The sequence below is a fragment of the Butyricimonas muris genome (assembly GCF_046365375.1).
GTDB lineage: Bacteria > Bacteroidota > Bacteroidia > Bacteroidales > Marinifilaceae > Butyricimonas > Butyricimonas muris.
Window position 1 is genome coordinate 348,312 of sequence record NZ_JBKEIT010000002.1, and the last position, 15,839, is coordinate 364,150.

Genomic DNA, 15,839 nt, shown 5'->3' on the forward strand with positions numbered 1-15,839 from the left:
TTATTTAGTGGAGAACAGCACGATAAAGTGTTGTCGAATTTTGTGTTATATAAAAAAATATTCATTTTAAATACTAGAAAATCATGATAATTGTACCATTAAAAGAAGGTGAAAACATCGAGAGAGCGTTGAAGAAATTTAAAAGAAAATTCGAGAAAACCGGTGTTATTAAAGAACTGAGAGATCGTCAAGCTTTCACGAAACCGTCTGTGAGAAACAGAGTGGCTCGTATGAAGGCTGCCTATCGTCAATCTTTGCAACAGGCTGAAGAATAAAAATTCGAATTCTTCCTTTGTTTTTCCAAACAAAAGGCGTAACTTGCTTACGGCTTATTATTTATAAAAAATGACACAGATCGGACTATTTTTGAAATACTTGGAAGACGTGAAGCGTTACTCCGCTCATACGGTGGTCGCTTACAAAACGGATTTGCGTCAGTTTTACGACTTTTGTGGAATGGACGAGGAAGACGAGGATTTTTCCCGAATGACGACCAAGCTCGTGAGAGAGTGGGTCGTGGCGGAAATGAGAGGAGCTTTGAGGAACAAAGGAGGTAAACAAAAGTTGCATCCGGCTTCCGGTAAGCGTAAGTTAAGCAGCGTTAAAGCGTTTTTCCGTTTCCTCGTGAAAGAAGGGGTGATGGAGGTGAATCCGGCCGAAGATATTTCGGGACCGAAGTTGCCGAAAAGATTGCCTGTTTTCGTGAACGAGCAGGATATGGAGATCACGCTGGATGACGCGGAGAAAGAGGAAGGCTTTCATGGGTTGAGAGATTTTCTGATTTTGCTGATGGCTTACGACACGGGCATGAGGCGTTCTGAAATTGTCGGATTACGGCTGGTTGATGTTGATTTGTCGCGGCATTGTATACGTGTCCACGGTAAGGGCGGAAAACAGCGGGAAGTCCCGATCTTGAGAGAATTGGAGGAGGATATTGCTTGTTATATCAAGGGGCGTGCCGAAGTCGTGGAACGTGAACACGGGATGTTCTTCGTGACTGATAAAGGTAAGCCGATCTACCCGCAATTCGTTTACCGTTTGGTGGTGGCGGCGTTGGCAGAACATACTTCATTGTCAAAGCGCAGTCCGCACGTGTTGAGGCATTCGTTTGCCACTCACTTGCTGGAACACGGGGCGTCAATCCAAGGTATCAAGGAATTGTTGGGGCACTCCAGTCTGGCAGCCACTCAAGTTTACACGCATAATTCGGTAGAGAAAATGTTGAAGATTTTTAAACAAGCTCACCCGCGAGCATAAATTATAGGAGGAAACGATATGGAAATTAGAATTAATCCTGTAGGTTTTTCAGTTAATCCGGTGTTGGAAGAGTTTATAAACAAGAAATTCTCGAAGCTGGAAAAGTACCACGACGGTATTATGGGAGTTGACGTTACCTTGAAATTGGAAAAGGATGATCAACTCGAGAATAAACTGACCGAGGTACATGTAGATATAAAAGGGCAGGAAGTATTTGCCAAAAAGAACGCGAAAACTTTCGAGGAGACTGTCGATGAGTTGTATGATGTGCTCAAGAGACAGTTAGTTAAGGCGAAAGAAAAAAGAGAAAATTGAGAAAAATGATCTCATTTATTGTGAGATATGATTTTTAATTTGTACATTTGCAAGCCAAATTAAATGGGATTTCTCGCCTTGTTTGATCAAGAATCAGATAAACAGCGAGTTACTTGCATGAATATAGAGTTATTGTGATAAATTGTTTAATAATAAAATTGTTTTAGAGTTATGGCTAAAGAACATTTTGACAGGTCCAAACCACACGTAAATATTGGTACTATCGGTCACGTTGACCACGGTAAAACTACTTTGACGGCTGCTATCACTACGGTATTAGCAAAAAAAGGTCTTTCTGAATTACGTTCATTCGATTCTATCGATAACGCTCCGGAAGAAAAAGAAAGAGGTATCACCATTAATACTTCTCACGTAGAGTATTCAACAGCAAATCGTCACTACGCGCACGTTGACTGTCCGGGACACGCCGACTATGTAAAGAACATGGTAACCGGTGCTGCTCAGATGGATGGTGCTATCTTGGTTTGTGCCGCTACCGATGGTCCGATGCCTCAGACGCGTGAGCACATCCTTTTGGCTCGTCAGGTAAACGTTCCGAGAATCGTTGTGTTCTTGAACAAAGTGGATATGGTTGACGACCCGGAAATGTTGGAATTGGTTGAGATGGAAGTTCGCGAGTTGTTGTCATTCTATCAATATGATGGTGACAATACCCCGGTGATCTTGGGTTCTGCTCTTGGAGCATTGAACGGAGAAGCTAAATGGGAAGAGAAAGTAATGGAATTGATGGACTCTGTTGACAACTGGATCGAGTTGCCGCAACGTGCCGTTGATAAACCTTTCTTGATGCCTGTTGAGGACGTGTTCTCTATCACTGGTCGTGGAACTGTTGCTACTGGTCGTATCGAAACCGGTATCATTCACACAGGTGATGAGATGGAAATCATCGGTTTGGGAGCTGACGGTAAGAAAACCGTATGTACCGGTGTTGAGATGTTCCGTAAGATTCTTGACGAAGGTCAGGCCGGTGACAACGTTGGTTTGTTGCTTCGCGGTATTGATAAAGACGAGATCAAACGTGGTATGGTATTGGCAAAACCGGGTTCTGTTAAACCGCACGATAAATTCAAAGCTGAGGTTTACATCTTGAAGAAAGAAGAAGGTGGTCGTCACACTCCGTTCCATAACAGATACAGACCGCAATTCTATATCCGTACTTTGGACGTTACCGGTGAAATCACTCTTCCGGAAGGACGCGAGATGGTAATGCCCGGTGATAACTTGACTATCACAGTTGAGTTGATTACTCCGGTAGCTTGTACTGTAGGTTTGCGTTTCGCTATCCGTGAAGGTGGTAGAACCGTTGGTGCTGGTCAGATCACTGAGATCTTAGACTAATAAGATTTTAGATTTACGATTTTAGATTGATGATTTAATCTGAAATCACTAAATCATAAATCCAAAATAATCGAGTCGGCCTTGTGCCGACTCACACACGGGAGTGGCTCAGTTGGTAGAGCATCGGTCTCCAAAACCGAGGGTCGGGAGTTCGAACCTCTCCTCCCGTGCAACTAAATTAAAGAACAAATGAAAGTTAAGAGTTATATATCAGATGTTTATAATGAGCTGGTGAATAAAGTAACTTGGCCTACGTGGTCTGAGCTCCAAAGTAGTGCGACGATCGTGATGATAGCTTCCGTCATCATAGCGCTTTGCATATTCGCGATGGATTTCTCGTTCAGACATATCGTGACCGGTATATATAATTTGTTTTACTAATAATCTTGGGGGTCTAACATGGCTGAACTACAAAAAAGATGGTATGTACTTCGAACCATTGGAGGTAAAGAGAAGAAGGTAAAGGAGTACATCGAAAATGAAATCGCCAGTTTAGGGCTTCAGGAATACGTTTCTCAGGTTTTGGTGCCTGCCGAGAAGGTGTATCAAGTACGTAACGGGAAAAAGTATAGCAGTGAGCGAAACCTTTACCCGGGTTATGTGTTGATTGAAGCCGCGCTCGTTGGAGAAATCCCCCACATACTTCGTGACATCACGAACGTGATAGGCTTCCTGGGGGAAACCAAAGGAGGAGATCCTGTGCCGATGCGTCAAGCGGAGGTAAACCGGATACTCGGTACGGTGGATGAACTTGCGGAACAACCAGAAGAAATAAGCATTCCTTATTTCGTTGGCGAGTCGGTTAAAGTGACTGACGGACCGTTTAATGGTTTTACCGGCATGATAGAGGAGGTGAATTCTGACAAGAAACGCTTGAAAGTAATAGTCAAGATTTTCGGACGGAAAACGCCACTTGAATTGAGTTTCATGCAGGTAGAAAAAGAATAACAATTATTTGATTAAAAACAATCATGGCAAAACAAGTTGAAGCTATTATCAAGCTGCAAATTAAAGCCGGAGCTGCAAACCCGTCCCCTCCAGTAGGACCGGCGTTAGGTTCTAAGGGAGTCAATATCATGGACTTCTGCAAGCAATTCAACGCTAGAACACAGGAGATGGCAGGCAAAATCATCCCGGTAATTATACAGGTGTATGGTGATAAGTCGTTTGATTTTATTACAAAACAACCTCCTGTTGCTATTCAGCTTTTGGAAGTTGCTAAACTTAAATCCGGATCCGCGGAGCCCAATCGCAAGAAAGTGGCTTCTATCACTTGGGAACAGGTGAGAGCTATTGCCACGGACAAGATGAAAGATTTGAACGCTTTCGAGATTGAAAAAGCAATGAGTATGGTAGCTGGTACCGCCAGAAGTATGGGTATTACCGTAACCGGTGACAGACCTTTTTAATGAACTTGTAACACTTCAAACGTAATGAGTAAACTGACAAAAAATAAGAAGTTAGCTTTAGCGAAGATCGAAGGTGGAAAGGTATACTCTATCGACGAGGCCGCACAGCTTGTGAAAGAAGTAACTTTCACGAAGTTTGATGCGTCAGTTGACATGGACGTTCGACTGGGTGTAGACCCGCGTAAGGCCAATCAAATGGTGCGCGGTGTATGTACTTTACCTCACGGTACCGGAAAGCAAGTAAGAGTTTTGGTTTTGTGTACTCCTGACAAGGAAGAAGAAGCTAAAGCAGCCGGAGCCGATTACGTGGGCTTGGACGATTATATCGAGAAATTGAAAGGCGGCTGGACCGACATCGATATTATCATCACGATGCCTTCTGTAATGGGTAAAGTAGGAGCTCTTGGTAGAATTTTGGGTCCTCGTGGATTGATGCCTAACCCGAAGAGTGGTACGGTAACCCCGGAAATCGGGAAAGCTGTTACTGAGGTTAAAGCAGGTAAGATCGACTTTAAGGTTGACAAATTCGGTATTATTCACGCTTCTATTGGTAAAGTAACATTCGAGCCGGAGAAGATTATGGAGAACGCGAGAGAATTCTTGAGCGTGATCAATAAACTGAAACCGACTGCAGCGAAAGGTACTTATATCAAGAGCGTGTATCTGTCAAGTACGATGAGTCCCGGTATTCAAGTAGAACCAAAGACATTACTTGATTAATGTAGTAATCTAAAAAGGACTTCAGTAGTATGAAAAAAGAAGATAAAAAAGTCGTAATAGAGACCTTAACCGAGCAAGTGAATACTTACAAGCATTTGTATGTTAGTGATATTTCAGGACTTGACGCTGTGGACACACAGGCTTTACGTCGGGCTTGTTTCAACGCTAATATCAAGTTGGTGCAAGTAAAGAATACCTTGTTGAGAAAGGCTTTGGAAAACGCTAACAACAATTACGAGGAGCTTTTCTCCGTGTTAAAAGGAGATAGCGCTATCATGTTGAGCGATACCGGGAACGGTCCTGCCAAACTGATTAAAGAGTTTCGCAAGGGCAAAGACAAACCGCTGTTCAAAGGTGCTTTCGTAGAGGAATGTACTTATGTTGGTGAAGACCAGCTTGAGTCACTGATCAGTATCAAGTCCAGAGACGAGTTGATCGCGGACATCATCGCGATGTTGCAATCACCGATGCAGAATGTTATTTCAGCATTGCAATCCGGACAAAATACGATCGCCGGTGTTGTTAAAACACTTTCTGAAAAAGAATAATTTTTATAGTTTAGTAAACAAACAATTTTAAATAGAATAGAAATGGCAGATTTGAAAAAACTTGCAGAAGAGCTAGTAAACCTTACCGTAAAAGACGTAAAAGAATTAGCTGACATTTTAAAAGAAGAGTACGGAATTGAACCTGCAGCTGCTGCTGTGGCTGTTGCTGCTCCTGCAGCCGGTGGTGCTGCCGCTGAAGCTGAACAAACTGAATTCGATGTTATTTTGAAATCAGCAGGTGCAGCTAAATTAGCCGTAGTTAAATTGGTTAAAGAATTGACCGGTCTTGGTTTGAAAGAAGCTAAAGAAGTAGTTGACAAGGCTCCGGCTCCATTGAAAGAAAAAGTTTCTAAAGAAGAAGCTAACTCATTGAAAGCTCAATTAGAAGAAGCAGGAGCTGAAGTTGAACTTAAATAAGGTATAAAACCGGTAGGTTTTTAGGTTTAGAGTCTTACGCGGACTCTAAACCATTTTGTTGTTATGATTGTTTAGGTTCAAAAAAAATAATAGATGTCTTCATATAATTCAAACAATAGAATAAGCTTTGCATCGATAAAAAATCAGCTGGAATACCCTGATTTTCTTGAGGTGCAGTTGAAGTCTTTCAAGGACTTTTTTCAATTAGGTACCACGCCTGAGAACAGAAAGAATGAAGGCCTTTACACGGTTTTCAAGGAAAATTTTCCTATAACTGATACACGGAACAACTTTGTTTTGGAATTTTTGGACTATTTTATAGATCCGCCCCGCTACACGATCGAGGAGTGTCTGAGTCAGGGATTGACTTTCGGCGCACCCTTGAAAGCGAAGTTAAAGTTGTACTGTACAGACCCGGAACATGAAGATTTTGATACCGTTATCGAGGATGTATATTTAGGGAATGTTCCTTACATGACTCCGAAGGGTACTTTCGTGATCAATGGAGCAGAGCGAGTGGTAGTTTCTCAGTTACACAGGTCTCCCGGCGTTTTCTTCGGGCAAAGTATCCACGCGAATGGTACGAAGCTTTATTCCGCGAGAATTATTCCGTTCAAGGGTTCATGGATCGAGTTCGCCACGGACATCAATAACGTGATGTACGCGTATATCGACCGGAAGAAAAAATTGCCCGTGACAACTCTTTTGAGAGCGATCGGGTTTGAAACGGATAAGGATATCCTTGAGATATTCGGTCTTGCAGATGAAGTCAATGTTTCCCGTACGGGGTTGAAGAAAGTCGTTGGCAGACGTTTGGCTGCTCGTGTTTTGAAATCTTGGATTGAAGATTTCGTTGATGAAGATACCGGTGAGGTCGTTTCTATCGAGCGTAACGAGATTATCGTTGATCGTGAAACGGTACTGGAGCCTGAGCATATTGATGCAATTGTCGAATCCGGCGCGAAAACGATCCTTCTTCACAAGGAAATGCAAAACTTGGCTGATTATGCTATTATATATAACACGCTGCAAAAGGATCCCTGTAACTCAGAGAAAGAAGCCGTGTTGCATATTTACAGGCAATTGCGTAGTTCGGAGCCGCCAGATGAGGCTACTGCACGCGATGTGATCGATAAGTTGTTCTTCTCGGACAAACGTTACGATTTGGGTGACGTGGGACGTTACAAGTTGAACAAGAAGTTGAATCTCGCGACAGACCCGGATATCCGTGTGCTGACGAAAGAGGATATTATCGAGATCATCAAATATTTGATCCGTTTGTTGAACGCCAAGACGGACGTGGATGATATCGACCACTTGAGCAACCGCCGCGTACGTACGGTTGGCGAACAATTATATAATCAATTCGGAGTAGGGTTGGCCCGTATGGCACGTACGATTCGCGAGAGAATGAACGTGCGCGACAACGAGGTGTTTACCCCGGTTGACTTGATTAATTCGAAGATTTTGTCTTCGGTGATTAACTCGTTCTTCGGAACGAATGCGTTGTCCCAGTTCATGGATCAAACGAATCCGCTGGCTGAGATAACCCACAAAAGACGTATGTCCGCATTGGGACCCGGTGGTCTTTCGAGAGATCGCGCCGGATTCGAGGTGCGTGACGTGCATTACACTCACTATGGTCGTTTGTGTCCGATCGAAACGCCCGAGGGACCGAATATCGGTTTGATTTCATCTCTCTGCGTGTACGCCAAGATCAATGACCTCGGGTTTATCGAGACTCCTTACCGTAAGGTAAATGACGGAGTGGTGGATTTGTCCGAAGAAGGAGTGAAATATTATTCGGCGGAAGAAGAAGAAGAAAAGGTAATCGCTCAGGCTAGTTCCCCGATCAACGAAGAAGGGAAGTTTACCAATAAATGGGTAAAAGCCAGAAAGGATGCCGATTTCCCGATGGCAGCGGGTGAAGAGGTGGACATGATTGATGTTGCCCCGAACCAGATTGCTTCTATCGCGGCTTCTTTGATTCCCTTCTTGGAGCATGATGATGCTAACCGCGCGTTGATGGGATCTAACATGATGCGTCAGGCAGTTCCGATCATTTCTCCGGAATCCCCGATCGTGGGTACCGGTTTGGAAGCTAACTTGATCAAGGATTCCAGAACACAGATCGTTGCTGAAGGTCCGGGTGTGGTTAGTTTCGTGGACGGGCGCAAGATCGTGATCAAGTATGACCGCACGGAAGAAGAGGCTTTTGTAAGTTTCGAGCCGGATACGAAAGAGTATTATTTGCCGAAATATCAACGTACTAACCAAAGTACGACAATCACGTTGAAGCCGATCGTGAGAAAAGGCGAGCGTGTAGAAGAAGGACAGATTCTGACGGAAGGTTACTCTTCCCAGAAGGGTGAGTTGGCTCTCGGGCGTAACCTGAAAGTGGCATTCATGCCTTGGAAGGGGTACAACTACGAGGATGCTATCGTGATCTCCGAAAATATTGTTCGGAATGACGTGTTCACTTCTGTTCACGTGGACGAGTATTCTTTGGAAGTGCGTGAAACGAAACGCGGTCTTGAGGAGTTGACGGCCGATATCCCGAACGTGAGTGAAGAGGCAACGAAAGATCTGGATGAAAACGGAATCATTCGTGTCGGAGCTCGTGTACAGCCGGGAGATATCTTGATCGGTAAGATTACCCCGAAAGGTGAGTCTGACCCGAGTCCGGAAGAAAAGTTGTTGAGAGCCATCTTCGGTGACAAAGCCGGTGACGTGAAAGATGCTTCTTTGAAGGCTTCCCCGTCTTTGAAGGGTGTGATTATCGACAAGAAGCTGTTCCAACGCACGATCAGCGACCGCAAGACTAAAGCTGCCGGAAAGAATATACTGGCAGAGTTAGACGAGCAGTTCCAACGTAAAGTAGGTGATCTTACTTCTCTGTTGATCGATAAGTTGTTCGAACTGGTGAACGGTAAGACTTCACAAGGCGTGAAGAATTATTTGAACGAGGATATTGTTCCGAAAGGCGTGAAGTTCTCGTACAAGATGCTGCAGAATATGGATTTCTTGCAGATTAACCCGAACAAGTGGACGACAGACAAGCAGAAGAATGATATGATCCGCGACTTGTTGCATAACTATATCATCAAGTACAAAGAGATCGAGGGACAGATCAAGCGTAAGAAATACAACGCTACTGTCGGGGACGAACTTCCCACGGGTATCATCAAGATGGCAAAAGTTTACGTGGCTAAAAAACGTAAATTGCAAATCGGTGATAAGATGGCAGGACGTCACGGTAACAAGGGTATCGTATCCCGCGTGGTAAGAGTGGAAGATATGCCGTTCTTGGCTGACGGAACTCCGGTTGATATTTGTTTGAACCCGTTGGGTGTGCCTTCCCGTATGAACTTGGGACAGGTATTCGAAACCGTATTGGGTTGGGCAGGTAAGAACTTGGGAGTGAAGTTCGCTACTCCTATTTTCGATGGTGCAACTCTTGAAGATATCAATAAGTACACGGACGAAGCCGGTGTACCCAGATTCGGTACCACGTACTTGTATGACGGGGGAACGGGAGAACGTTTCGACCAGCCGGCAACCGTGGGGGTGATCTACATGTTGAAGTTGGGGCACATGGTTGACGATAAGATGCATGCTCGTTCTATCGGTCCGTACTCGTTGATTACTCAACAACCTCTTGGAGGTAAGGCTCAGTTCGGAGGTCAGCGTTTCGGAGAGATGGAGGTTTGGGCACTCGAGGCATTCGGTGCATCACATATCCTTCAGGAAATCCTGACAGTGAAGTCGGATGACGTGATGGGAAGAACGAAGACTTACGAGCATATCGTGAAAGGGGAACCTCTGCCGAATCCCGGGATTCCAGAGTCTTTCAACGTGTTGTTGCATGAGCTTCGCGGGTTAGGATTGAGCGTAAACCTAATATAATGGAAAATTGAAAATGGAAAATTGAAAATGGGGAAAGAAAGTCTATTAATTTTCAATTCTCAATTTTCAATTTTCAATTAACAAATAAAATATGGCCTTCAGAAAAGACAATAAAGTAAAGAGTTTTACTAAAATAGCGATTGGGTTGGCTTCGCCGGAAGAGATTCTGGAACGATCCAGTGGCGCTGTACTAAAACCGGAGACGATTAACTATCGTACTTACAAGCCTGAACGTGACGGTTTGTTCTGCGAGCGTATTTTCGGACCGGTGAAGGATTACGAATGTCATTGCGGTAAGTACAAACGTATTCGTTATAAAGGGATCGTTTGCGACCGTTGTGGTGTCGAGGTGACGGAGAAGAAGGTAAGACGTGAGCGCATGGGGCACATTCAATTGGTGGTTCCGGTGGCTCATATCTGGTATTTCAAATCATTACCGAATAAAATCGGTTACTTGTTAGGTTTGCCTTCCAAGAAACTGGATACCGTGATTTACTACGAGAGATACGTGGTGGTGAACCCGGGTATCATGGGTGATACCGGTATCAAAACAATGGACTTTTTGACGGAGGAGGAATATCTGGATATTCTGGATAAGCTTCCGACGGATAATCAATATCTGGATGATGATGATCCGAATAAATTCATTGCTAAGATGGGTGCCGAGGCGATCTCCATGTTGTTGGAGCGTCTGGACTTGGATGATTTGTCCTATGATTTGAGAAATAAAGCGAACACGGAGACTTCTCAACAGAGAAAGAACGAAGCTTTGAAACGTTTGCAGGTTGTAGAGGCTTTCCGCGAGAGTAAAGAGATTAATAAACCGGAATGGATGATCGTGAAGGTGTTGTCTGTGATACCGCCCGAGTTGCGTCCGTTGGTTCCGTTGGATGGTGGTCGTTTTGCGACTTCCGATTTGAACGATTTGTACAGACGGGTAATCATCCGTAACAATCGTTTGAAGAGATTGATCGAGATCAAGGCTCCGGATGTGATCTTACGTAATGAAAAACGTATGTTGCAGGAGGCCGTGGATTCATTGTTCGATAACTCTCGTAAGTCTAACGCCGTAAAGATCGAGAATAACAGACCGTTGAAATCTTTGTCCGACAGTTTGAAAGGTAAACAAGGACGTTTCCGTCAGAACTTGTTGGGTAAGCGTGTTGACTATTCCGCGCGTTCGGTAATTGTCGTTGGGCCGGACTTGAAGATGCACGAATGTGGTATCCCGAAGGATATGGCAGCCGAATTGTACATGCCGTTTATTATCCGTAAGTTGATCGAGCGCGGTATCGTGAAGACGGTGAAGAGTGCGAAAAAGATCGTGGATCGTCGTGACCCGATTGTTTGGGACATTCTGGAAAATGTGTTGAGAGGGCATCCGGTTTTGTTGAACCGTGCGCCGACTTTGCACCGCTTGGGTATTCAGGCTTTCCAGCCGAAATTGATCGAGGGTAAGGCTATTCGTTTGCATCCTTTGGCTTGTACCGGATTTAATGCCGACTTTGACGGTGACCAGATGGCTGTGCATTTGCCGTTAGGTAACGAGGCTGTTCTGGAAGCGCAGATTTTGATGTTGTGTTCGCATAACATCTTGAATCCGGCTAACGGTGCGCCTATCACGGTACCTTCTCAAGATATGGTACTCGGTTTGTACTATATCACGAAACCGAGAAAAGGCGTGAAAGGTGAAGGTTTGAAGTTCTATGCTCCCGAGGAAGTGATTATCGCTTTCAACGAGCGGGCTGTGGATTTGCATGCCGAGATTGAAGTGAAAATTGATGATGTAGATAATGAAGGGAACGCGATCAACCACATGATTAAGACTACTGTCGGTCGTGTGATATTGAATCAGTTTACCCCGAAGAATTATCCGTATATTAATACCTTGATCACGAAGAAAGCTTTGCGTGACATCATCGGTGACGTGTTCAAACGTTGCGGGGTGGATGTGACCGCCAAGTTCTTGGATGATATCAAAGACTTGGGTTACCGTAAGGCGTTCGAGGGTGGTTTGTCATTCAACTTGGGTGACGTTATCGTGCCGGAGAACAAGCAAGATTTGTTGCAGGAGGGATACGATCAAGTGGAAGAGGTGATGATGAACTATAACATGGGATTCATTACCAATAATGAAAGATATAACCAGATTATCGATATTTGGACACACGTGAACGCTAACTTGACTTCAACTTTGATGAAGCAGTTGGCATCTGACGATCAGGGATTCAATTCTATCTACATGATGTTGGATTCCGGAGCCCGCGGATCTCGCGAGCAGATTCGTCAGTTGGGTGGTATGCGTGGATTGATGGCGAAACCCCAAAAATCCGGAGCTACCGGTGGTCAGATTATCGAGAACCCGATTTTGGCAAACTTCAAGGAAGGGCTTTCGGTGTTGGAGTACTTCATTTCAACCCACGGTGCTCGTAAAGGTTTGGCGGATACGGCATTGAAGACGGCAGACGCCGGATACCTGACTCGTCGTCTGGTTGACGTGGCAAATGACATCACGATTACCGAGGAAGACTGCGGTACGTTGAGAGGGGTTACCATTTCGGCTATCAAGAATAACGAGGAGATCGTATCTTCTTTGTCCGAGAGAATATTGGGACGCGTGTCCGTGCATGATATTTATCACCCGAATACCGGTGAATTGATCGTGGCATCGGGTGACGAGATCACGGAAGTGATTGCCGATATTATTGAAAAATCACCGATCGAGCGAGTTGAAGTACGTTCTGTACTGACTTGTGAGGCGAAGAAAGGAGTTTGTGCTAAATGTTATGGACGTAACCTTGCTACCAGCCGTATGGTTGAGAAAGGTGAGGCTGTCGGAGTTATTGCGGCACAGTCTATTGGTGAGCCGGGTACCCAGTTGACATTGAGAACTTTCCACGTGGGAGGTACTGCCGGAAATATTTCCAGCGAGAACTCGTTGAAAGCGAAATATGACGGTTATATCGAGTATGAGGAATTGCGTTCTGTCGAGCATGTGTTGGATAACGGAACGACTTGTGACGTTGTTGTCGGACGTTTGACGGAGTTGCGCATTCTGGATAAAAACACGAATATTATATTGATTTCTCACGCTATCCCTTATGGGGCTAAATTGTTCGTGAAGGATGGTGATGAAGTAAATAAAGGTGAGTTGCTTTGTGAATGGGACCCGTTCAATGCGTTGATCATTACTGAATTTGCCGGAACTGTCGGGTTGGAGAACTTGATTGAGGGTGAAACCTACAAGGAAGAATCTGACGAAACGACCGGATTTAGAGAGATGATTATCATCGAGTTCCGTGATAAGATGAAAGCTCCCGCTTTGCGTATCAATGATGCGGAAGGAAATATGATCAAGAGTTACAACTTGCCGGTAGGCGCTCACATCGTTGTAAAAGAAGGTGCAGAGGTAACGGCAGGTAGTACGATTGCGAAGATTCCGAGGGCTGTTGGTAAGGCAGGCGATATCACGGGAGGTCTTCCTCGTGTTACCGAGTTGTTTGAAGCTCGTAACCCGTCGAACCCCGCGGTTGTATCGGAAATTGACGGGGAGGTAACTTATGGTAAGATCAAGCGCGGTAACCGCGAGATCATCGTAACTTCTAAAGCCGGAGAGGTGAAGAAGTATCTGGTATCTCTGTCAAAACAGATATTGGTTCAGGAGAACGACTATGTACGTGCCGGAACCCCGTTGTCTGACGGTGCGATTACCCCGATCGATATTCTGAATATCGAGGGACCGATCAAAGTACAGGAATATATCGTGAACGAGGTACAGGATGTGTATCGTATGCAGGGTGTGAAGATTAACGATAAACACTTCGAGATTATCGTACATCAAATGATGCGTAAGGTATTGATTCAAGATGCCGGAGACACGAGGTTCTTGGAAAACCAAATCGTTGACAAAGGTGAGTTCATGGAAGAAAACGATTCAATCTACGGTAAGAAAGTTGTACTGGATGCCGGAGATTCGGATCGGGTGAAACCGGGACAAATTATCACGGTACGTATGTTGAGAGATATTAACTCTCAATTGAAACGTCGTGACTTGAAGGTGATAGAGGCTAGGGATGCGGTGCCCGCAACTTCGGCACAGGTATTACAAGGTATTACCCGCGCTGCATTGCAGACGGCAAGCTTTATCTCTGCTGCTTCATTCCAAGAGACCACGAAGGTGTTGAACGAAGCTGCAATTTACGGTAAGGTCGATCCTCTGGAAGGATTGAAAGAGAACGTGATTTGCGGTCACTTGATACCAGTGGGAACAGGTATGAAAGAGTTTAGAGGTATGATCGTAGGCTCTAAGGCGGATCTCGAAAGGATGGAAAAATAACGATAAGATAGAGGCGCCGAAAGGCGCCTCTATTGTTTTATAACTATAACCGAACCATTATGGAAGAGAAAAAACAACAACTTGATATCGAATTAAGTCATGAGGTGGCACAAGGGACTTATGCTAATCTGGCTATAATTTCCCATTCCTCGTCGGAGTTTATCGTGGATTTTATTCGTATTATGCCGGGTGTGCCGAAGGCTGACGTGAAGAGTCGTATCATACTGACCCCGGAACATGCCAAACGTTTGATGTTGGCGTTACAAGATAACATCCGTAAATTTGAAATGAATTTCGGTAAAATTAACTTGCCCGAAGGTGGTGGTCCCGGAACCCCGATGTTCCCGTTGGATTTGGGAACGAAGGGACAGGCTTAGTAATTTACGATTTCAGATTTATGATTTTAGATTCCCACGTACTTATTCAATTTGTAATTTAGCAATCAAAAGCGCAGATTTGTGCGACTGGAATCATAAATCTGAAATCGTAAATCTAAAATTACTAAAGCCATTTTTTCCGTTTAAAATAGAGTAGCATGATGATGGTGATGAGAATCATGATACCCCATAGGATGAAGTAAGCGTAGCGGTGATTTAGTTCGGGCATGTATTGGAAGTTCATTCCGTAGATGCCGGCGATGAAAGTGAGTGGGATGAAGATGGCGGAGAAAATTGTCAATACTTTCATGACGTCGTTGATCCGGTTGCTAGTGTTGGTTTGGTAAAGATTGATCTGGTCGGATACCATGGAGTAGTATATTTCGATGGCTTCCTGTGCTTGTAGAACCAAGTCGTCCAAGTCGTGCAGATAGGTGTACGTGCGTTCATTGATTAGGGGCGAATCACAGTTCGTGAAACGGGAGGTGACTTCTTTGAAAGGACGGACGTTTTTCCGGATGTAGGATAATTCCGTTTTGTAATGATAAAGACCTTCTATTGTTTTCACGTCGGATTCGAGAATTGTTTTTCCTCTTGACTCAATATCGGCACCCAGTATTTCCAAGTTGATGATATAGCTGTCTACAATCGTATCCAGCAGCGCATAGCAAAGATAGTCCGTGCCATAAGTGCGGATACGGGTTTTCCCGTCATAAAGGCGTTTCTTTACATCCTTGAAATAATCTGCGTCGGTTTCCTGTACCGTAATCAGGTAGTGTGAGCCGACGATGAAAGAGAGTTGTTCCATGTGCACGACATCATCTTCTTTGCCTAAATAGAAAGATTTGGCAATAATGTACAGGTGGTCGGATTCATCGCTGAACCGGGGACGCTGGTCTGTGTTTAAAATGTCTTCCAGAAAAAGGGAAGATATATCGAATGCTTTTCCTATTTCGGCAATCAGGCCTGTGTTCTGAAGACCGGATATGTTGATCCATGTCATGTGGTCGTTGGATACCATATTACTGATACCGTCGACTGTTTCCGGAAAGGATTCTTTGACTCCTTCCGGGGTGTATTGTATGACATGGATCGAATTTTTAGTCATTTTCTGTTTCCCGATAAAGATAAGGGAACCGGGAGCGGCTCCTTGTGATTTTGTCCGATCTTTCAGAAATCTAGCCATAATGCAATA

At 44.5% G+C, this 15,839-nt stretch carries 14 protein-coding genes and 1 tRNA gene; 14 read left to right on the forward strand and 1 reads right to left on the reverse strand.

Annotated elements, in window-relative coordinates:
• Positions 1-83 precede the first annotated feature (83 nt).
• The 14 genes from rpsU (at position 84) to ACK8P8_RS04490 (ending at position 14,644) form a co-directional block, all read left to right on the forward strand.
• Complete coding sequence (gene rpsU / locus ACK8P8_RS04425) at positions 84-275, forward strand: 30S ribosomal protein S21 (protein ID WP_018339628.1); 192 nt, start codon at positions 84-86, stop codon at positions 273-275.
• 70 nt (positions 276-345) lie between these two features.
• A complete protein-coding gene (locus ACK8P8_RS04430) occupies positions 346-1,257 on the forward strand; it encodes a tyrosine-type recombinase/integrase (protein ID WP_303182348.1) in 912 nt (303 codons plus the stop codon).
• Positions 1,258-1,275: 18 nt separating this feature from the next.
• Positions 1,276-1,572, forward strand: coding sequence for a ribosome hibernation-promoting factor, HPF/YfiA family (gene hpf / locus ACK8P8_RS04435; RefSeq protein WP_186976743.1), 297 nt, complete (start codon positions 1,276-1,278; stop codon positions 1,570-1,572).
• A 171-nt stretch (positions 1,573-1,743) separates the two neighbouring features.
• Positions 1,744-2,931 (forward strand): elongation factor Tu, encoded by a 1,188-nt coding sequence (gene tuf, locus ACK8P8_RS04440; protein ID WP_186976741.1) that lies wholly within the window; start codon positions 1,744-1,746, stop codon positions 2,929-2,931.
• Between the two features lie 97 nt (positions 2,932-3,028).
• Positions 3,029-3,101, forward strand: a tRNA-Trp gene (locus ACK8P8_RS04445).
• 19 nt (positions 3,102-3,120) lie between these two features.
• Complete coding sequence (secE, locus tag ACK8P8_RS04450; RefSeq protein ID WP_099290549.1) at positions 3,121-3,312, forward strand: preprotein translocase subunit SecE; 192 nt, start codon at positions 3,121-3,123, stop codon at positions 3,310-3,312.
• Positions 3,313-3,330: 18 nt separating this feature from the next.
• The gene (gene nusG / locus ACK8P8_RS04455) at positions 3,331-3,879 is read left to right on the forward strand and encodes a transcription termination/antitermination protein NusG (RefSeq protein ID WP_186976739.1); all 549 of its coding nucleotides are present in this window, start codon (positions 3,331-3,333) and stop codon (positions 3,877-3,879) included.
• Positions 3,880-3,902: 23 nt separating this feature from the next.
• Positions 3,903-4,340, forward strand: coding sequence for a 50S ribosomal protein L11 (rplK, locus tag ACK8P8_RS04460; protein ID WP_099290547.1), 438 nt, complete (start codon positions 3,903-3,905; stop codon positions 4,338-4,340).
• Between the two features lie 24 nt (positions 4,341-4,364).
• Positions 4,365-5,060 carry a 50S ribosomal protein L1 gene (gene rplA, locus ACK8P8_RS04465; RefSeq protein ID WP_186976737.1) on the forward strand — a complete coding sequence of 232 codons (696 nt, stop codon included), beginning with the start codon at positions 4,365-4,367 and terminating at the stop codon, positions 5,058-5,060.
• A gap of 29 nt (positions 5,061-5,089) precedes the next feature.
• Positions 5,090-5,608, forward strand: coding sequence for a 50S ribosomal protein L10 (rplJ, locus tag ACK8P8_RS04470; protein ID WP_186976735.1), 519 nt, complete (start codon positions 5,090-5,092; stop codon positions 5,606-5,608).
• 42 nt (positions 5,609-5,650) lie between these two features.
• The gene (gene rplL, locus ACK8P8_RS04475; RefSeq protein WP_186976733.1) at positions 5,651-6,025 is read left to right on the forward strand and encodes a 50S ribosomal protein L7/L12; all 375 of its coding nucleotides are present in this window, start codon (positions 5,651-5,653) and stop codon (positions 6,023-6,025) included.
• Positions 6,026-6,118: 93 nt separating this feature from the next.
• Positions 6,119-9,931 (forward strand): DNA-directed RNA polymerase subunit beta, encoded by a 3,813-nt coding sequence (gene rpoB, locus ACK8P8_RS04480; protein ID WP_186976731.1) that lies wholly within the window; start codon positions 6,119-6,121, stop codon positions 9,929-9,931.
• Between the two features lie 91 nt (positions 9,932-10,022).
• Positions 10,023-14,267: a DNA-directed RNA polymerase subunit beta' gene (rpoC, locus tag ACK8P8_RS04485; protein ID WP_369859301.1), complete on the forward strand. Its 4,245-nt coding sequence runs from the start codon at positions 10,023-10,025 to the stop codon at positions 14,265-14,267.
• 59 nt (positions 14,268-14,326) lie between these two features.
• On the forward strand, positions 14,327-14,644 hold the full coding sequence (locus tag ACK8P8_RS04490; protein WP_099290541.1) for a DUF3467 domain-containing protein: 318 nt from the start codon (positions 14,327-14,329) through the stop codon (positions 14,642-14,644).
• A gap of 124 nt (positions 14,645-14,768) precedes the next feature.
• On the opposite strand, the gene corA is transcribed toward ACK8P8_RS04490, so the two are convergent.
• Positions 14,769-15,830, reverse strand: a complete 1,062-nt coding sequence (gene corA / locus ACK8P8_RS04495; protein ID WP_186976727.1) for a magnesium/cobalt transporter CorA — start codon at positions 15,828-15,830, stop codon at positions 14,769-14,771.
• Positions 15,831-15,839 lie beyond the last annotated feature (9 nt).